This is a genomic window from Pseudoalteromonas sp. GCY (assembly GCF_016695175.1).
Taxonomy (GTDB): domain Bacteria; phylum Pseudomonadota; class Gammaproteobacteria; order Enterobacterales; family Alteromonadaceae; genus Pseudoalteromonas.
Map to the genome: position 1 here is coordinate 244186 of NZ_CP068023.1, position 19261 is coordinate 263446.

At 44.1% G+C, this 19261-nt stretch carries 17 protein-coding genes and 4 tRNA genes; 18 read left to right on the top strand and 3 right to left on the bottom strand.

Features of this window, described 5'->3' with window-relative positions:
* Positions 1 to 265: 265 nt before the first annotated feature.
* Positions 266 to 1018, top strand: coding sequence for an FKBP-type peptidyl-prolyl cis-trans isomerase (gene fkpA / locus JJQ94_RS06290; protein ID WP_172439972.1), 753 nt, complete (start codon positions 266 to 268; stop codon positions 1016 to 1018).
* A gap of 76 nt (positions 1019 to 1094) precedes the next feature.
* On the opposite strand, the gene JJQ94_RS06295 is transcribed toward fkpA, so the two are convergent.
* Complete coding sequence (locus JJQ94_RS06295) at positions 1095 to 1565, bottom strand: Rsd/AlgQ family anti-sigma factor (RefSeq protein ID WP_010607921.1); 471 nt, start codon at positions 1563 to 1565, stop codon at positions 1095 to 1097.
* A 465-nt stretch (positions 1566 to 2030) separates the two neighbouring features.
* Between JJQ94_RS06295 and hemE the strand changes: the two genes are divergently transcribed.
* A complete protein-coding gene (gene hemE, locus JJQ94_RS06300) occupies positions 2031 to 3095 on the top strand; it encodes a uroporphyrinogen decarboxylase (protein WP_099031512.1) in 1065 nt (354 codons plus the stop codon).
* Between the two features lie 71 nt (positions 3096 to 3166).
* Here the strand turns inward: hemE and JJQ94_RS06305 are convergent, their stop codons facing one another.
* Positions 3167 to 5011: a M1 family metallopeptidase gene (locus tag JJQ94_RS06305; protein WP_099031520.1), complete on the bottom strand. Its 1845-nt coding sequence runs from the start codon at positions 5009 to 5011 to the stop codon at positions 3167 to 3169.
* A 183-nt stretch (positions 5012 to 5194) separates the two neighbouring features.
* Between JJQ94_RS06305 and murB the strand changes: the two genes are divergently transcribed.
* From murB to JJQ94_RS06355, 10 genes are all read left to right on the top strand, one after another.
* Positions 5195 to 6214, top strand: coding sequence for a UDP-N-acetylmuramate dehydrogenase (gene murB / locus JJQ94_RS06310; RefSeq protein ID WP_099031513.1), 1020 nt, complete (start codon positions 5195 to 5197; stop codon positions 6212 to 6214).
* Entirely contained in the window at positions 6201 to 7193 is a 993-nt protein-coding gene (gene birA / locus JJQ94_RS06315) for a bifunctional biotin--[acetyl-CoA-carboxylase] ligase/biotin operon repressor BirA (RefSeq protein ID WP_099031514.1), read from the top strand. The genes murB and birA overlap by 14 nt, the downstream gene beginning before the upstream one ends.
* Positions 7190 to 7882 carry a type III pantothenate kinase gene (locus JJQ94_RS06320; protein WP_099031515.1) on the top strand — a complete coding sequence of 231 codons (693 nt, stop codon included), beginning with the start codon at positions 7190 to 7192 and terminating at the stop codon, positions 7880 to 7882. The genes birA and JJQ94_RS06320 overlap by 4 nt, the downstream gene beginning before the upstream one ends.
* 124 nt (positions 7883 to 8006) lie before the next feature.
* Positions 8007 to 8082 (top strand) — tRNA-Thr (locus JJQ94_RS06325).
* Positions 8083 to 8130: 48 nt separating this feature from the next.
* Positions 8131 to 8215, top strand: a tRNA-Tyr gene (locus tag JJQ94_RS06330).
* A gap of 44 nt (positions 8216 to 8259) precedes the next feature.
* A tRNA-Gly gene (locus JJQ94_RS06335) sits at positions 8260 to 8334 on the top strand.
* Positions 8335 to 8347: 13 nt separating this feature from the next.
* A tRNA-Thr gene (locus JJQ94_RS06340) sits at positions 8348 to 8423 on the top strand.
* 137 nt (positions 8424 to 8560) lie between these two features.
* Complete coding sequence (tuf, locus tag JJQ94_RS06345) at positions 8561 to 9745, top strand: elongation factor Tu (RefSeq protein ID WP_201435444.1); 1185 nt, start codon at positions 8561 to 8563, stop codon at positions 9743 to 9745.
* Between the two features lie 395 nt (positions 9746 to 10140).
* Positions 10141 to 11157 (top strand): TAXI family TRAP transporter solute-binding subunit, encoded by a 1017-nt coding sequence (locus tag JJQ94_RS06350; protein WP_099031112.1) that lies wholly within the window; start codon positions 10141 to 10143, stop codon positions 11155 to 11157.
* A 36-nt stretch (positions 11158 to 11193) separates the two neighbouring features.
* A complete protein-coding gene (locus JJQ94_RS06355) occupies positions 11194 to 13278 on the top strand; it encodes a TRAP transporter permease (protein WP_099031113.1) in 2085 nt (694 codons plus the stop codon).
* A gap of 45 nt (positions 13279 to 13323) precedes the next feature.
* Here JJQ94_RS06355 and plsB read toward each other — a convergent pair whose 3' ends face one another.
* Positions 13324 to 15750: a glycerol-3-phosphate 1-O-acyltransferase PlsB gene (gene plsB / locus JJQ94_RS06360; protein ID WP_099031114.1), complete on the bottom strand. Its 2427-nt coding sequence runs from the start codon at positions 15748 to 15750 to the stop codon at positions 13324 to 13326.
* A 471-nt stretch (positions 15751 to 16221) separates the two neighbouring features.
* On the opposite strand from plsB, the gene rpsJ reads away from it, so the two are divergent.
* The 6 genes from rpsJ to rpsS are packed head-to-tail and all read left to right on the top strand — an operon-like array spanning position 16222 to position 19252.
* On the top strand, positions 16222 to 16533 hold the full coding sequence (gene rpsJ, locus JJQ94_RS06365; protein WP_010376390.1) for a 30S ribosomal protein S10: 312 nt from the start codon (positions 16222 to 16224) through the stop codon (positions 16531 to 16533).
* 27 nt (positions 16534 to 16560) lie between these two features.
* Positions 16561 to 17196: a 50S ribosomal protein L3 gene (gene rplC, locus JJQ94_RS06370; protein ID WP_010376387.1), complete on the top strand. Its 636-nt coding sequence runs from the start codon at positions 16561 to 16563 to the stop codon at positions 17194 to 17196.
* A 17-nt stretch (positions 17197 to 17213) separates the two neighbouring features.
* Entirely contained in the window at positions 17214 to 17816 is a 603-nt protein-coding gene (rplD, locus tag JJQ94_RS06375; protein WP_010376385.1) for a 50S ribosomal protein L4, read from the top strand.
* Positions 17813 to 18115, top strand: a complete 303-nt coding sequence (rplW, locus tag JJQ94_RS06380) for a 50S ribosomal protein L23 (RefSeq protein WP_010376382.1) — start codon at positions 17813 to 17815, stop codon at positions 18113 to 18115. The genes rplD and rplW overlap by 4 nt, the downstream gene beginning before the upstream one ends.
* 17 nt (positions 18116 to 18132) lie before the next feature.
* Positions 18133 to 18957: a 50S ribosomal protein L2 gene (gene rplB / locus JJQ94_RS06385; protein WP_010607737.1), complete on the top strand. Its 825-nt coding sequence runs from the start codon at positions 18133 to 18135 to the stop codon at positions 18955 to 18957.
* A 16-nt stretch (positions 18958 to 18973) separates the two neighbouring features.
* Positions 18974 to 19252 carry a 30S ribosomal protein S19 gene (gene rpsS / locus JJQ94_RS06390; protein WP_010376377.1) on the top strand — a complete coding sequence of 93 codons (279 nt, stop codon included), beginning with the start codon at positions 18974 to 18976 and terminating at the stop codon, positions 19250 to 19252.
* Positions 19253 to 19261 lie beyond the last annotated feature (9 nt).

Consider the following 19261-nt stretch of genomic DNA (forward strand, 5'->3'; position numbering starts at 1 on the left):
CTAGGTAAATCCTCCTTAACTCCGAAGTCTACAACAGGTAGACTAAAGGCACTAAAAACAAGATATTATTTTGATATTAGCGTATTAAAAGCGTAATGTCGTTACGCGATAATGGCAAGCAAATGCATATTGGCATTCTGATCAGAGAATGTTAATGTGGCTAGCACCTTTTCTTATTAATATAAAATTAACAATGGCACCGCATATCAAGCTCTCTTGCGCGAGCATTGGTGTTTTGATAGTAGGGACTGTCGGAGAGTTGAGAATGAAACAGACGATTAAACTGTCACTCGTTGCTGCTTCAGTGTTAGCACTAGTAGCGTGTAATAAAAAAACAGAAGAGCAGAAGCCTGCTGAGGTTAAGCTAGATACAGAGGTACAACAGCAAGCATACGGTATCGGTGCTTCTGTCGGTAACTTCTTGCAAAAAGACTTGGCGGATAAAAAAGAGCTAGGCATTGAACTTGATCAAGAGTTACTAATGCGTGGTTTTAAAGATGCACTTGCTGGTGAAGCTAAGTTAGATGAAGCAAAAATTCGTGAAGTACTAACGGCACTTGATTCTTCTGTTCGTGAAAAGCAAGCTGCTAAAGCTGAAGCTGACGCGAAGAAAAATAAAGAAGAAGGCGACAAGTATCTAGCTGAGAACGCGAAAAAAGAAGGCGTTCAGGTGACTGAGTCAGGTCTTCAGTATGAAGTGCTAAGCGAAGGCGATGGTAAAAAGCCAGTCGCAACAGACAAGGTGACAGTACATTATAAAGGTACGTTGCTAGATGGTTCTGAGTTCGATAGTTCCTACGCACGTAATGAACCTGCCACTTTCAACCTAAATCAAGTTATTGCAGGTTGGACTGAAGGTCTACAATTAATGAACACTGGCGCTAAGTATAAGTTTACTATTCCTGCGGAGCTTGCATACGGCACTCGTAACCTTGGTAAAATTCCAGCTAACTCAACACTGGTATTTGAAGTTGAGCTGCTAGGTATTGAAGACGAAGCTGAAGAAGCTGCTGAATAACTTGGCAGTTTCTGTAAAGGAAAAGGTGAGATAGCTATCTCACCTTTTTTTATACTTTGGTGCCCGCAAATTTAGACTATTCAGTGTGATTAGAATAAAGGTTATCGATAAGTTCATCTTCCAATTGGAAGCGCAACTCAAGCGTTTCACCTAACACAGACAAGTCGTTATCGAAGTCTGCTAATTCTTGTGTTTCTTGATTTACTTCAGCGTATTTGTCGTTGAAATCAAGTGCGGTATCAGTCGTATCTGTGATCCGAGGGTACAGTGACTGAGCCAATTTTGCGCTTTCAGGGCCTTTTTCTTGGCAGGCCTCAACAATGTTGTCATAAATTTCAAAATGACCAGCTGAAAGGTAGTCCATCAAAATCTGGCAGAATGACTGAATGTCAACTTGCTCAGGAAGTGCTTTACCATTTCGAGTTGGTGAGCATCCTGCAACTTTATAATATAAAACCAATAGTTCCTGACGCTCTGCTAACCATGCATCAATAACACTATGGCTACCTCCCCATTTCTGTTGGGCTTGTTCTAACTGCGAAAGCATAGTGATTCTCCTTAAGCGGGTTACCTACCCCTATGGAAAGGGAAAGCGCGCAAAAGGTCAACTAATTTTTTCTGTAAAAGCGTAAAAAGATCAAAAGATTATTGGTTTGATTATCGGGAATGTTAACAAATTCAGGGGGATAAAAATAAAAAACCACCGAGAGAAACTCAAGGTGGTTCAAAATAGCAGTTTAGCTTGTTGCGTAATGTTGTTATTTTTCTAATTGAAGGTGTTTTGTTGTTATTTTTCTAACGCGGTAATTTTATACCAACCTTTTAATCGTGTTGCAAACAGTTTAATCGCTTGTTTCGGTAATTTTTACACAAGCTTATGAATTTGTTCCTAATAAAGTGAGGTTTAATCTAGATCATAACGAGGCGCTGGCAAGGATAGTTTAGATAGTGCCCATGTGCACTTAGTGATACAATCCGCACAATTGAATTTAAGTATTGGAATAGAGACGCTATGAGCGAATTAAAAAACGATCGTTATTTACGAGCGCTATTAAAACAACCAGTTGACGTCACACCAGTATGGATGATGCGCCAAGCTGGTCGTTATCTACCAGAGTATCGTGCCACCAGAGCACAAGCTGGTGACTTTATGAGCCTTTGTAAAAATGCAGAGCTGGCATGTGAAGTGACATTACAGCCGCTTCGTCGTTATCCACTAGATGCGGCGATTCTGTTTAGCGATATTTTGACTATTCCAGATGCAATGGGACTTGGACTTTACTTTGAAACCGGTGAAGGTCCAAAGTTTGAGCGTCCTATCCAATCGTTAGACGATGTTAAAAAGCTACCTAAATTAGATCCAACCGATGAGCTTGGTTATGTAATGAATGCGGTGAGCACAATTCGTCGTGAGCTTAAAGGTGATGTACCACTTATTGGTTTCTCTGGCTCACCATGGACGCTAGCGACTTACATGATTGAAGGCGGTAGCAGCAAAACATTCGGTAAGATTAAAAAGATGGCGTTTGCGGAGCCGCAGACACTGCACCTACTGCTAGATAAAGTGGCTGATTCGGTTATCGATTACCTAAATGCGCAAGTAAAAGCTGGTGCTCAATCGCTAATGATCTTCGACTCTTGGGGTGGGGTGTTAAGCCCACGTGATTACAAAGAGTTTTCACTACAATATATGCACAAAATTGTAGACGGTCTTATTCGTGAAAACGATGGTCGTAAAGTACCCGTGACATTATTCACGAAGAACGGCGGTCAATGGATTGAAGCAATTGCGGCTACTGGGTGTGATGCAGTTGGCCTTGATTGGACGATTGACATCGCCGATGCTAAACGTCGTGTAGGCGATAAAGTCGCACTACAAGGTAATATGGATCCTTCAATGCTACACGGTACCCATGAGCGTATTCGTGAAGAAGTACAGCATATCTTAGCTGGCTTTGGCGAAGGTAATGGTCATGTCTTTAACTTAGGCCATGGCATTACACCAGATGTTGACCCTGAAAATGCAGGTGTTTTCATCAATGCGGTTCACGAATTTAGCCGTCAATATCACAAGTAACTTAAGTTTGAACTTAAACTTAAAATAGAGAAGAGCGCTTATTGAAGCGCTCTTTTTGTTTTTGAAATGTATTATTCAAATAAGGCGTCGATGGTGCCTTGAGCAAGCGGGTGGTATCCCGGACGTGCTTGTTGGTAAACACGGTAAGCCCAGTCACGTTTGCCATTCTTAATGAGTGACTTGTATAAATTCACAATAAGCTTGCGACGACCAATACTTACCAGATGCTTTTCAAGGTCTGGGTAAATTGCCTGATAGCCGTTACCCACAGCTAGCATATACCAAGCAAATGCACGTTCTGCGTTGGTCGATTGCGTCAGCTTAAAAGCTTTGTCCAATGCTTCCATACGCTCAATGGCGAGATCTCTTGGTAAGTTATTAATAAAGTGTAGCCATTCATGTACCGTCCAAGCGTCGGTCGGTAAGTCTGCAAGTGTTTTTTCATCTTTTAGCCAAGCTTGAGTTAGCGCATCCACTTTTTCAAAAGCATCAGAAGTTGGGTTCGGTGCGTCGCTTGGCAAACCTGGCTCATAAATCCATTCTTTGGCTTTTTCTAAGCTCACGATACCAGGATATTGCTGTAGCAAGTTTTTGTCTAAGTACGCGACAAATTCATCGGTAGTCAGAGATTTAAAAGAGAACGTTTTAAAGTAGGTTTTAACAAACTTGTCGAACTTGTCACGACCAAACTTTTCTTCTAGATAAATAAGGAATAATTGACCTTTAGTGTAAGGTACAGAGCTAAACGCATCGTCAGGATCGCGGCCATTAAGCTCTAAATTCATGCGCGTATCAGGAGCGGCGATAGTGTTAAGTTGTGCACGTAGGCCAGCAGCGTCAAGCGCTTGCTCCATCACCGCGCGGTCACGACCAAACACTTCTTCCATAATACGGTTTTCAACGTAAGAGGTGAAACCCTCATTTAGCCATAGGTCTTCCCATGTCGCGTTGGTCACTAAGTTTCCAGACCAAGAGTGCGCTAACTCATGGGCGATAAGGTTTACTAAACTTTTGTCACCGGCAACTACGGTTGGCGTGATAAATGACAGGCGTGGATTTTCCATACCACCAAACGGGAAGCTAGGCGGCAACATGAGCAGATCGTATCTACCCCAAGCGTATTCACCATACATGGCATTGGTTTTGTCGATCATCGCTTGTGTATCGTTAAACTCTGCAACAGAGGCATCGAGGATTTGCGGTTCTGCAAAAATCGCAGTTTGGTGCGACATCTCTTTATATTCAAGATTACCTGCACCAATTGCAATTAGGTATGGTGGGATAGCTTGTGGCATATCAAACCAATAATCGCCATCTTTGATCAATGCGCCGGTATTGTCCGCACTCATTACCGCACGCACATCTTTAGGTGTATGTACGCGAGCAGAGTAAGTCACACGCATTGCTGGCGTATCCTGCACAGGGATCCAACTACGAGCATGAATAGCTTGAGACTGGCTATACATAAATGGGTGAGATTTACTTGCGGTTTGCTGCGGTGTTAACCACTGTAGACCTGATGCTACTGGCAAGCTGTTGTAATAAATACGTGCTTTTTTTGCTTGCTCTTTAAAGTGAATAGTTAACTTAGCACCTTTCACATCATCGCGCTTGGCAAGATCAAACTTGGCGGTATGCCATTTATCATCTTTACCTTGATACATCACTTTGTCGATTTCGAGGTCACGCGTATCTAGCACCAGCGTTCTTGCTTGGCGGTTCTGCCAATCTAGTGTGTGTTCAACAAAACCTTCTAGTTGCTTATCTTCAAAGTCAACGTCTAGGTCTAAATGCAAGTGTGTGGTAATAACATCGTTAAGATTAGCGTAAGTGTGTTGGTCAACGGCTGCGTTTACATCAGCAGTGTGGACAAGGCCAGCCATGGCGAGGCTGAGCGTAAGTGCCGAAAGTTTCATCATAATGCTGCTCTTATAAAAAGAATATTCCCAATTAGAACGGCTAACATAACTAATTTCTAACCATTTAAACAGTATAAGCCGATGGGTTACATAAAATGGTGGGCAAGATGACGTTAATGCGTAAGTCAGGGCAATGCGCTACACTAGCGCCAGTTTAGTTAATATTGGCAAGGTGCTGCAGTGACTAGTTTGCAGTCTTATCACACTTTTTCGCTGCCGTCGTGTTGCGAGTCCCTTATTGTTATCACAGATCCACATGCGCTGGTTGAGCTCGATTTCAGTCGTCCTTTCTTTTTAATTGGGGAAGGGAGTAATACCATTTTTCTGGAAGACTATGCTGGAACCGTTATTAAGCTTGCGACCTTAGGTGTCGATATTGATCAACAAGGTGATAGTTATGTCGTTACAGTCGCAGCTGGAGAAAACTGGCACCAGCTCGTTACAAAGCTGCTTGATAACGGAATTGATGGGTTAGAAAACCTCGCATTGATCCCTGGCACCGTTGGTGCGGCACCGGTACAAAATATCGGCGCCTACGGCGTTGAAGTATCACAATTTATCACTGCCGTTAGAGGATTTGATATCGCCGAGCGGCGCTTCACTACATTAACAAATGCAGAGTGTGAATTTGGCTATCGAGATTCAGTCTTTAAACACCGCCTAAAAGATCAGTTAGTGATTACTGAAGTGACATTTACTTTGCCTAAACGTTGGCAGCCAACGTTAAGTTATGGCCCTCTACAAAGCTTGAGTGATACAGCAACCGCGCAAGAGATTTGTGAAGCGGTGATAGTTACCCGAAACAGTAAATTGCCCGATCCTGCGACGCTTGCAAATGCTGGGAGCTTTTTTAAAAACCCAGTGGTTGATAGGGCGTTTGCAGCTCAGTTGCAAAGTAAATTTCCTGAGGTGCCAGCGTTTGATGTGGACAATGACCATGTAAAACTTGCGGCTGGCTGGTTAATTGACAAAGCGGGTCTAAAAGGCTGCCACCGTGGAGCCATTCGTGTGTATGAGAAACAAGCGCTGGTACTTGTTCATAGTGGTGGCAGCACTGGTGAAGATTTAAAACAGTTAGTGAGCCATATTCAGCAAACCGTTTGGCAAAAATTTGCTGTGTTACTTGAGCATGAAGTGCGCCTTATAACAAAGCATGGTGAATGTCAGTTGCAAAGTGTGGAATGCCATGAAAACGCCTGATCATAAGAAGCAAACGATTTTAGCGGCCTTGAACAAAGGAGAATTTGTCTCAGGGCAAGAACTGGGAGAGCAATTAGGTATTAGTCGCGCGGCTATTGCAAAGCATATAGCAGCGTTGCAAGAGATGGGCGTGGATATATTTCGAGTCAATGGCCGCGGCTATAAACTCAATTATAGCTTACCGCTTATTCATCAAAGTAAGTTGAATACTCTATGGCGACAGCAGTTTCAAAGTGAGTGTCCAATCGAATATCACGCAATTATAGACTCAACGAATAGCGAGCTAATGCGCCGCTTGCAGGACAAACAGAATATGGGGTCAGGCCATGTCTTGGTGGCTGAAATGCAGCAAGCTGGCAGAGGGCGCAGAGGTCGGGTATGGCAATCGCCCTTTGGCGCTAACCTTTATTACAGCTATTACTGGCAGTTTGACGCTGGTATGCAAGCCGCGATGGGCTTATCTATTGCTGTAGGACTTGCGGTATATGATGCGTTAAAGGTCCTTTATGGTATTTCCGTTGAATTAAAATGGCCAAACGACATTTATCTCAACCAGCAAAAACTGGCGGGGATCTTGGTTGAGCTAGAGGGGCAAGTGGAAGGGCCTTGCCATCTCGTGATTGGGATCGGGCTAAATATATGCATGCCAGAATCTGCCTCTAAACACATCGACCAAGCTTGGACAGATCTACAAACGCACTTAGGTCAAATTGATAAAAATCAGTTAGTGGTGCAGCTCACTCACTCTTTGTATGAGCGTCTTGCGCAGTATAAAGAGTCTGGACTGAGCGAAATGGTGACCGAGTGGAATAGTCTAAATGCCTTTAAAGGTGATGCAGTGACCTTGAGTACAGGGCAAAGAGAATGGCGTGGGATCTGTGAAGGCATCGATATGCAAGGCGGCTTATTACTTAGGCAAGATGGTGAGCTTAAAGCTTTTTATGGCGGTGAAATTTCGTTAAGAAAGGTGATATCGTGAAACTGCTAATTGACGTAGGTAATACCGCAGTTAAATATGCACTTGAGCATGAAGGCCGTATTAGTCCTGTAAAAGAAAGTGATATTGAATGGCAAAAGCTAACCGCAATTGTCTGCTCTCAGGTTGGTAAGGGAACAAGATTACAGTGGGTGGAAAGTCGCGCCTCTGAGTTTGGTCTTGTGCTAGAGCAAGCACATGTATCGCCAAGGCGAGCTGGGGTAACTTGCGCCTATCCTAGTTTTAAAAATTTGGGAATTGATAGGTGGCTCGCTGTACTTGCCGCACATGCTCTATATCCAACACAAGATATTATCGTGATTGATTCAGGCACTGCGACCACGGTTGATGTAGTGACTGCACAAGGGATACACATGGGTGGGTGGATTTTGTCAGGTATCGATCTCATGATTTCCAGTATTACCGCGCGTGCAGAGCGGGTATTTTGTGATGAGAACACTCCGTTTGCCGCGGAATTTGCTAAAAATACACCAGAAGCGGTGAAAAATGGTGCGTTAGCAGCAACGCTTGGACTCGTACATAGTGCAAAACAGCAGCTTAATAATGAATCTGCGTTGGTATTGTGCGCAGGTGGATATGGCGAGTTAATAAAAAACCATATCGAGTCAGCAGTTTTTGATGACCTTTTGGTATTCAAAGGGCTGTCAGTTTGGTGGAAAAACCCACAATAACTGTAAAAATGTCATGGGATTGGCTTAAAACTGAGCGTTTGAACAATAAATTTAAATTTTTTTGCATATTCCTGTTGCATCAAGTCAATGGTTGCTCTAATATCTCGCCCCGTACTAAAGCAGTGCCGACTTAGCTCAGTTGGTAGAGCAACTGACTTGTAATCAGTAGGTCATCCGTTCGACTCGGATAGTCGGCACCATCTTTTTACCCTATCTTGTATAGGATGCTTTAGGAAAGAATTTTACGTGGAGGGGTTCCCGAGCGGCCAAAGGGATCAGACTGTAAATCTGACGGCTCAGCCTTCGCTGGTTCGAATCCAGCTCCCTCCACCACTTTATTCTTGACGGTTAGAGGTAGTTAAGAACAGGTTCCTAAAGCGGGCATCGTATAATGGCTATTACCTCAGCCTTCCAAGCTGATGATGCGGGTTCGATTCCCGCTGCCCGCTCCAGTTCGTCTGGCGTGCTGATATAGCTCAGTTGGTAGAGCGCACCCTTGGTAAGGGTGAGGTCGGCAGTTCAAATCTGCCTATCAGCACCAGTCTCCGAAGAATCTTCTCAAATACTTCCTTTGAATTGTCGAAAAAATATTTATAATAGACTGAATAATTCTAATCCACACTCGTCGTGGATTATTTTTATATGTAATCTAGATACACAAAACTTATAGGTTTCGTCATGGCAAAAGAAAAGTTTGAACGCGTAAAACCGCACGTAAACGTTGGTACTATCGGCCACGTTGACCACGGTAAAACAACTCTAACTGCAGCAATCACTAACGTACTTGCAAAAGTATACGGTGGTACAGCAAAAGACTTCGCATCAATCGATAACGCTCCAGAAGAGCGTGAGCGTGGTATCACAATCTCAACTTCACACGTTGAGTATGACACACCAACTCGTCACTATGCACACGTAGACTGTCCAGGACACGCTGACTATGTTAAAAACATGATCACAGGTGCTGCACAGATGGATGGCGCGATCCTAGTAGTTGCTGCTACTGACGGTCCTATGCCTCAAACACGTGAGCACATCCTACTTTCTCGTCAGGTTGGTGTACCTTACATCATCGTATTCATGAACAAATGTGACATGGTTGACGACGAAGAGCTACTAGAGCTAGTAGAGATGGAAGTTCGTGAACTACTTTCTGAGTACGACTTCCCAGGTGATGACCTACCACTAATCCAAGGTTCAGCGCTTAAAGCACTAGAAGGCGAAGAGCAGTGGGAAGCGAAGATCATTGAGCTTGCAGAAGCACTAGATACTTACATCCCAGAGCCAGAGCGTGACATCGATAAGCCATTCATCATGCCTATCGAAGACGTATTCTCAATCCAAGGTCGTGGTACAGTAGTAACAGGCCGTGTAGAAGCTGGTATCATCAACGTGAACGACGAAGTAGAAATCGTAGGTATTAAAGAAACTACGAAGACAACTTGTACGGGTGTTGAGATGTTCCGTAAGCTACTAGACGAAGGTCGTGCGGGTGAGAACATCGGTGCACTACTACGTGGTACTAAGCGTGATGAAGTTGAGCGTGGTCAAGTACTATGTAAGCCTGGTTCAATCAAGCCACACACAAAATTCACTTCAGAAGTATACGTACTTTCGAAAGATGAAGGTGGTCGTCACACTCCTTTCTTCAAAGGTTACCGTCCACAATTCTACTTCCGTACAACAGACGTAACTGGTGACATCCAGCTACCAGACGGCGTAGAAATGGTAATGCCTGGCGACAACATCAAGATGACTGTTGAGCTAATCGTACCAATCGCGATGGACGAAGGTCTACGTTTCGCTATCCGTGAAGGTGGCCGTACAGTAGGTGCTGGTGTTGTAGCAACAATCGAAGAGTAATCTGTAGATTGTCGTAACACACATAAAAAAAGGTCGCTTTGGCGGCCTTTTTTAATGGCTTGTAGCAGCGATTTTATATCGCGACAAATGAAAAGGGTCGTTCTCTGACAGGAGTTCGGCCTTTTTTAATGCTTTGTAGCAGCGATTTTATATCGCGACAAAGGAAAAGGGTCATTCTCATATAAAAGCATCATTTTTGTCGTTGTGATGTTTATAACTAACAACTCGATAATGTTCTTATATTTGCTTTCGACAGCTTAAAATCCATATTCTCACCATTTAATCTCCCTATTCTATATGCTGATATCCTGCCACCAGCTACGTAAAAATTTGGTTAATTGCGTAAAGGTGTGCACAATAAGCCCATATAAAACCTAAAATTAGGGAGTGAAAAGATGTTAGGTCTTTCGGCTCGAACAATTTCTGCTGTGCTCAGTATCACAATATCACTATGTACTTTTACAAGCTTTGCCAATGTAGATAAAGACAGATCCTATATTTTGGCGACAGCCTCATCTGGTGGCACTTTTTATCCAGTAGGTGTCGCGATTGCGACACTAACTAAGCTAAAAGTCACGCCGCAGCACGGTATGAGTGTGTCGGCCATTACCTCTGCCGGTTCTGGTGATAACCTCAAACTCATGCGTAATAAAGAAGCTGAACTGGCGATTCTACAAGGCCTTTACGGCGCGTGGGCGACGCAGGGGACGGGTGCAATGACACCCGTTGGCAAACAAGATTATCTGCGTTCTGTGACGATGTTGTGGCAAAACGTTGAGCACTTTGTCATTGCTAAGAAGTATGCCAAAACGGGCAACGTCTCAGATTTGAAAAACCTATATTCACAAGGGTTTGGCATTGGTAAGCGTAACTCTGGAACGGAAGGATCTGGAAAGCACATTATGGCTGCACTGGGCGTCGATAGTGACAAATTCACTTTGGTGCATAAAGGTTACGCGGGATCTTCTAGCGCCCTACAAAATGGTCAGATTGCTGGAATGAATATTCCAGCAGGAGTACCTGTCAGCGCTATCACAAGTGCTTATGCGGCCGATGCCAATGGTATCACTGTGCTGGATTTCACTGATGAGCAGCTAAATAAAGTCAACGCTGAGGTAGAGCTATGGTCACGCTTCGAGATCCCAGCTAACACTTACCCCGGCCAAACTAACGCAATCAAAACAATTGCGCAGCCAAACTTTCTTGCTGCACATAAAGATATGAGTGAGGAAGATGTATATCTACTCACCAAGGCAATTTATGAAAATTTAGTCTTTCTTCAAACCATCCATAAAGCGACTAAAGCCATGGCGATAGAAAAGGCACTTATGGGGCTGCCTGCCAAGCTACATCCCGGTGCGCTGAAGTATTATAAAGAAATAGGTATTTCCATACCTGCTCATCTGCAGTAACGCCGTCAACTAAGTAAAACGGGATAGTATCTATCAATGAGTAATAGTAGCAATGAGCAAAGCGCGTTAGTAGCACCAACAGCAGCTCGTAATCGGATCGCTTTTTATTTAGCGATACTCTCGAGTCTGTTGCACCTCTATTTTAACTTGGTCGCCACTTGGCCAGATAACTATATTTCTGCCATTCATTTCATGCTATTTGGTAGCATTATCTTGCTCACCTTGCCGCTTAGAGTTGGCAAATTAGCAGTGCTTTCTAGCGTTATTGATATCGGGCTGTTTATCGGTTTAATCGTGAGCTGCGGTTATCTTGTTCTGTACAGTGATGCGTTGGCTGCGCGTAATTATGAATTTGCTACGGCTGACTGGATAGCATCTTCCACCGCTGTGCTCCTCGCGCTTGAGTTGGTCCGGCGCTGTGTGGGCTGGTTTATCCCGGTGATGATCCTACTGGCGATGAGCTATGTGCTGTTTTTGGGACAGCATATTGATGGCGTGTTTCATTTTGCTGGTTTAAGCGCAGAAACTATTTTGTTTCGCAATTACTTTGATGACGGTTTGTTTGGACCTATTGCTAAAATTTCTTGGACGTTTGTTTTTATGTTTATCTTGTTTGGCGCATTTCTAGTCCAAGCAGGAACAGGGGATTTTATCATTCGCTTTGCCAATGCGCTTGTCGGTCGCATGGTTGGCGGGCAGGGACTTGTTGCTGTTGTGAGCTCGGGTATGATGGGCTCCGTATCGGGCTCTGCTATCGCGAATACAGCGGCGACTGGGGTGATCACCATTCCATTAATGAAGAAAGCTGGTTTTCCTGCAAAGTTTGCGGCAGCAGTTGAAGCCGGAGCATCGACGGGAGGTCAGCTGATCCCGCCGATTATGGGGGCTGGTGTATTTGTGATGGCCTCCTATACTCAAATTCCTTATCTTACGATAATTGCTGCGGCCTTTGTTCCCGCTCTGCTTTATTTCGCATCTATCGCCATCTTTGTACGTATTCAAGCTAAGCGTTTGAATATCCAGCCAGTATTAGAGCCCGAGCAATTAAGTGCTTGGCAAGAACTGAAGTCCGGTTGGCATCATTTATTGCCTATCGTGTTGCTCGTAACATTGATGATTTATGGCTTTACGCCAACTTATGCAGTCAGTATTGCGACGCTCAGTGTGTGTCTGTTTTCTTTGTTTTCACCTGCGCCGATGAGGTGGTCAAAGATTTTGGCTGCGCTTGCAAATGCAACTGAAAACAGCGCTAAGACAGCAATATTATTGGTTGCCATTGGCATGCTGGTTAATTGTATTTCAATCAGTTCCTTAGGCGTTACTTTTTCTCTAATGATAAATGAATGGGCGGGAGCAAGTTTGATACTGTTGTTGGTATTGATTGCGTTGGCCTCGTTAATTATCGGTATGGGACTGCCGGTGACGGCATCGTACATTGTGTTGGCAACGCTTTCTGCACCGGCTCTATATGGCTTGATCAGCCAGTCAGCACTGGTAGAGACCATAGTAAATGGTCAACTCAATGAAACTGCGACGATGATGATGAGTATGATGGCACCAGCACTTGGAGAGATATACAACCAGCCAAATATTACCGCGGCTCAAGTGTTTACTATTTTGGCAAGCTTGCCACCGGAGGCTATTGATATTATTCGCAGTAGCCAGTTTGATGCCACGCATTTAGCCATGATGCTACTCTCTGCCCATATGATAATTTTTTGGTTATCGCAAGACAGCAATGTGACACCGCCGGTGTGCTTGGTCGCTTTTACTGCCGCGGGCATTGCCAAAACACCGCCGATGGCAACAGGAATAGAAGCATGGAAAACGGCCAAAGCACTATACATCGTTCCCTTACTGTTTGCTTATACGCCGTTTATTGGGGGGAGTAACTTTGAGATCATGCAGGTTTTTTTTACCGCGCTTGTGGGAATGTACGCTTTGGTAGCAGCGATATACGGTTATGCGGAGGCGAAGCTCAATAAACCAATCAGGATGGTGTTAGCGCTTTTAGGTATCGCTTTAGTTTGGCCGCATCAAATAATCTCTGTAGATATAGCGGCGGCACTATGTGTTATTGCTGTTGTTACAAAGCAAGTAGTAGATAATCGTCTAACTTAAGCTTTGCTATGCACCATAAGGCCCCTAAATTGGGGCCTTATGGTATTAGACGATATGCTGAATAGACTGATGTATTCGTGCAGGTAGCAGGGCTTTTAAGTACTGCTCTAAAGTATGTAGTGATTCTGTGCCGCGAATGCCAGCGGCTTCATCTTGTTCTATAAAGCCTTGCTCTTTTAGGCTAGTGACAAATGCACTGAGCACTTTTTTGTCAAAAAACTCTGGGCTTTTGATACCATGCAAAGTTCCTAGTCGGTCGGCAAGAAGTGCACTTTCTTTTTCAAGCTCGCTACGACTTAATCCTTGATGACGCTTAACCAGGTTAATCGTGATTGCATAGCGTTCAAGCGTTAAGTGGATCACTTTACCTAGCATTTCTAATTGTGCCAACGCGCTACCATCTTTGTTAACCGAGGCTAAGTGACCATCAAAGGTGATCAGATCCTTAGCCGCAAAGTATTCAAAAATAGACTCTATATATCCTGTCTTAAGGTCTGTTAAGAACCACTCTTTTGCAAACAAGGGATACAAAAGCGCTACCTCTTTACGGCACTCATCAACAGTCAAGCTGTAGCGGTTGAAGAGTTGCTGAGCGATTAAGCTTGGTACGGCAAACAGGTGCAGAATATTGTTACGGTAATAATTAAGCAGAGCGCGTTCTTTTTCCTTAACACTAATGATGCTGCCGAAACTGTCTTCAATAATATCGAACTTATCAAGCTTAAGTGCATGATCGAGTAAGCCCTCAGAGCTCGAATCTGGCACCGTCGCATTGTCGTGATAAGGTGCATTTCTGTGTAGTCCAAGATACAAATCAAGCTGTTGTAGCAGTTGTGATTTAGGCAATGCAAATTGCTCGTTACTCAGCAAAATTGTCGCAAGCAAATTAACTGAGTTCAGTGCTGCTGAGTTATTTATCTCAGTCATGATGACATCAGCGAGATCGGCAACTTGCTTGTTCAGCCAAGCTGGCTTTTGAGTTTCGGTGGGGTGGATAGAATCACGCCAATCTGGTTGATGCTCATTCAAAAATTGGTTGACTGATATCGGATCGCCGAAATTTAAATACCCTCTACCATAGTTTTTAAGGTTCTTAATCGCCTTAAAAATACCAAAGATAGACTCATTTTTCTTACTGTTGCCAGCCAGCTCTTTGAGGTAGGTGTTGATCTCCATAACATGTTCATAGCCGAGATAAACGGGCACTAATGATATAGGTCTATCAATGCCGCGAAGCATGGATTGCAGTGTCATTGCCAACATCCCCGTTTTTGGTGGTAGAAGACGACCGGTACGACTGCGGCCACCTTCAGTATAAAACTTAACGGAATACCCTTTGATAAATAACTGGCTTAAATATTCCTTGAATACCGCGGAATAGAGTTTGTTGCCAGAAAAGGATCGGCGAATAAAGAAGGCACCACTACGGCGGAAAATAGGGCCCGCAGGGAAAAAGTTGAGATTAACGCCAGCTGCGATATGCGGTGGTACTAAACCCTGATGGTAAATGATATAAGTTAGAAGCAAGTAATCCATATGGCTACGATGACATGGCACGTAAATGATCTCGTGTCCTTTGTCTGCGAGTGCTTGTACTTTGTCTGAGTTATTAACTTCAATACCATTATAAAGCTTGTTCCACAGCCAAGTGAGCGCCCTGTCAGCTACGCGCACCATGGCGTCTGAATAGTTTGCGGCTATTTCGTCTAATAACCTAAGTGCTTGTAATCTTGCTTCTTCCTGACTTAGACCTTTTGTCTTTGCTTCGTCAGCAATGGCCTTTTTAATGCTTTGCGACGCTAAGATAGAATTAAATAGCTGCTCACGTGATGGTAATTTGGGGCCGGTAGCGGCCAATTTTTGACGACGGAAATGTACGCGTGCAACGCGCAGCAGCTTATGTGGCAGCTCCTCAACGTCTGCTTTATCGTTTAACAATTGATTGAGTTCAATCGGGCGAGAAAATCGAACAAAGTTATCCCTGCCTGAAAACAAGATCACAAAGCATTTGCGTAGCCAGCTCGGTGTTAATGAGTTGGATAATAAGGTTCCTACACCAGGCTTTTCTTTACCAGGATTACGACCCCATAATATGGTGACCGGAATAACCTGCGCATCGGTATTGTCGTCATCTTTTAAGGCTTCAAAAATCGCTTTGCTATGTTCAAGCGCATCACTTGGTTTATGACTATTGCCAAAGACACTAGGCGGAGCCTGGATCCCAACAAAACGATTGAGTTCTCTATTGCCAATTCGCGCTTTTTGAGATGGTCTTGGTAAACCAAGCTTTTTACACATAACATCTAGCGCGACCATGTCTGATACCGAGTCGAGTCTCGCTACATAAAATGTGGGAATGCTGGAGTCTAGCTCATAATCCTCGATGGGATGCTCTGGTAACACTTTACTTTTAACAAAAAGCCAGTTGCTACAGCGAGCGATGGTTGTAAGCAAATAAGAAAAAATCTGCATGGGAATACCGAACAATTATCATTAGCCATAGAATACCAAGATTTAACTGGACTGACCATTTACAAAGGCGTCATCCATGTTTTCTTGTCGCAATATTTGCCTATAGAAGACTAACAGAAGCGAACGCTTGAGTAGAGTGAATTTTGTTCTATGTGGTTTTTGTGAGTGAAATATTGTGTATGTTCAAAGCGCTGTATCTGCGTGACAGCGCCTATGGAGCCTAGCGATAAAATTACTTTGTATTAGTTGTTGCATTTATCACCAATATCACTATAATATGCAGACTTTCTTGACCATAGCGTCTAGGAAAGTAAATGAAAGGTCTGGATTTCAGGCCCTATGAACAGGAACTCCAATTGTGAGTTCAACGGTAGAAATAAATTAACAGCCGACTCCTCAGGAATAATTGAGTTAGTCTCGGTCGTTTTTTTATGCTCTTTTTAAATGCTCTTTTTATTTTGAGGTTTAAGAATGTCAAATCAACGCATTCGTATTCGCCTAAAAGCTTTTGACCACCGTTTGATTGACCAATCAACGGCGGAAATCGTGGAAACAGCGAAGCGCACTGGTGCACAGGTTCGTGGTCCAATCCCACTACCTACGCGCAAAGAACGTTTCACAGTATTGATCTCTCCGCACGTAAACAAAGACGCGCGTGATCAGTATGAAATCCGCACCCACAAACGTCTGATCGACATCGTAGAACCAACTGACAAGACTGTAGACGCTCTAATGCGCCTAGACCTTGCTGCTGGTGTTGATGTTCAAATCAGCCTGGGTTAATCGGAAGATTAGAGAGGTTTTAGGAAAATGGCATTAGGTCTAGTCGGTCGTAAAGTGGGTATGACACGTATCTTCACTGAAGATGGTGTATCTATCCCTGTGACAGTTATCGAAGCGACTCCTAACCGTGTTACGCAGATCAAATCTGACGCAACTGACGGTTATAACGCGCTTCAAGTTACTGCAGGCGAGAAAAAAGCAAGCCGTGTAAACAAACCAGCAGCGGGTCACTTCGCTAAAGCTGGCGTTGAAGCGGGTCGCGGCCTGTGGGAATTCCGTCTTAACGGCGGTGAAGGTGAATTTGAAGTAGGTTCAGAGCTAACTGTTGAACTTTTCACTGAAGTGAAAAAAGTAGACGTTACTGGTACTTCAAAAGGTAAAGGTTTCCAAGGTGGTGTTAAGCGCTGGAACTTCAGCATGCAAGACGCAACTCACGGTAACTCTCTATCTCACCGTGCTCCTGGTTCAATCGGTCAAAACCAGTCTCCTGGTAAAGTTTTCAAAGGTAAGAAAATGGCCGGTCAAATGGGTAATGTTCGTTCAACGACACAGAACCTTGAACTAGTACGTGTTGACGCAGAGCGTAACTTGCTTTTAGTTAAAGGTGCAGTACCTGGCGCTATCGGCGGTGACGTTATCGTTAAACCAGCTGTTAAAGCATAAGTCCTGGAGATTTAGTGATGGAATTAGCAATTAAAGGCGCTGGCGCGCTTGAAGTTTCCGAAGCTACTTTTGGACGTGAGTTTAACGAAGCATTGGTACACCAAGTAGTTGTTGCTTATGCAGCAGGTGCTCGCCAAGGTACTCGTGCTCAATTGACACGTTCTGAAGTACGCGGTGGTGGTAAGAAACCATTCCGCCAAAAAGGTACTGGCCGTGCACGTGCTGGTACAATCCGCAGCCCAATCTGGCGCAGCGGTGGTGTGAGCTTTGCAGCTAAGCCGCAAGATCACAGCCAAAAAGTTAACCGTAAAATGTATCGCGGTGCGATCAAGAGCATTCTTTCTGAGCTTGTTCGTCAAGATCGTCTAGTAGTTGTTGAAAACTTTGGTCTAGAAGCACCAAAGACTAAAGAACTAGTAGCTAAGCTTAAAGAACTTGAGCTTAAAGACGTACTAATCGTGACTGAAGAAGTAGATGAGAATCTATTCCTTTCTGCACGTAACCTGTACAAGGTTGACACGCGTGACGTAGCTGGCATCGACCCAGTAAGCCTAATCGCTTTCGATAAGGTTCTGATTACTGCTGCTGCTGTTAAGCAACTTGAGGAGGCGCTAGCATGATCCGTGAAGAACGTCTTTTAAAAGTAATCCTTGCTCCACACATCTCTGAGAAGAGCACTGTATCTGCTGAAGAAAACAACACTATCGTTTTCAAAGTAGCTAAAGATGCAACTAAAGCTGAAGTTAAAGCAGCTGTAGAAAAGCTTTTCGAAGTAGAAGTAACTGGTGTTCGCACTCTAAATGTTAAGGGTAAGACAAAGCGTACTGGTATGCGTTTTGGCCGTCGTAGCGATTGGAAAAAAGCATACGTTACTCTTAAAGAAGGTAGCGAGCTAGACTTTGTCGGCGGCGCCGAGTAATAAGGGGAGTTAGAATTATGGCACTTCAAAAGTGTAAACCAACTTCTGCGGGTCGTCGTCACGTCGTTAAAGTGGTTAACCCTGATCTACACAAGGGTAAGCCTTACGCTCCGCTATTAGAGAAAAACTCTAAATCAGGTGGTCGTAACAACAACGGTCGTATCACGGTTCGTCACATCGGTGGTGGTCATAAGCAACACTACCGTGTAATCGACTTTACACGCACAAAAGATGGCATTCCAGCTAAAGTTGAGCGTCTAGAGTACGATCCAAACCGTAGCGCAAACATCGCTCTTGTATTATATGCAGACGGTGAGCGTCGTTACATTATTGCACCTAAGGGTCTTAAAGCAGGTGATGCAATCCAATCTGGTGTTGATGCACCAATCAAGGTTGGTAACACACTACCTATGCGTAATATCCCTGTAGGTTCTACTGTACACAACGTTGAACTTAAACCTGGCAAAGGTGCACAAATTGCACGTTCTGCTGGTGCTTACGTACAGATCCTTGCTCGTGAAGGTCAATACGTAACACTACGTCTTCGTTCTGGCGAAGTTCGTAAGGTTGAGTCTGATTGTCGTGCGACTCTTGGCGAAGTAGGTAACGCAGAACACATGCTACGTTCACTAGGTAAAGCTGGTGCAAATCGTTGGCGTGGTATCCGTCCTACAGTTCGTGGTGTTGCCATGAACCCGATTGACCACCCACACGGTGGTGGTGAAGGTCGTACTTCTGGTGGTCGTCACCCTGTATCTCCATGGGGCGTACCTACTAAAGGTTACAAGACTCGTAAGAACAAGCGTACTGATAAGTTTATCGTACGTCGTCGTACTAAATAATAGTTGAGGAATTGCCATGCCACGTTCTCTCAAGAAAGGTCCATTTATTGACCTACACTTGCTGAAGAAGGTAGAGAAAGCGTTGGAAAGCGGTGACAAGAAGCCAATTAAAACTTGGAGCCGTCGTTCAATGATCATACCTAACATGATCGGATTGACCATCGCTGTCCATAATGGTCGTCAGCACGTTCCTGTGTTCATCACAGACGAAATGATCGGTCACAAACTGGGTGAATTTGCACCTACACGTACTTACCGCGGTCACGCTGCGGATAAGAAAGCTAAGAAGCGTTAATCGGAGGGT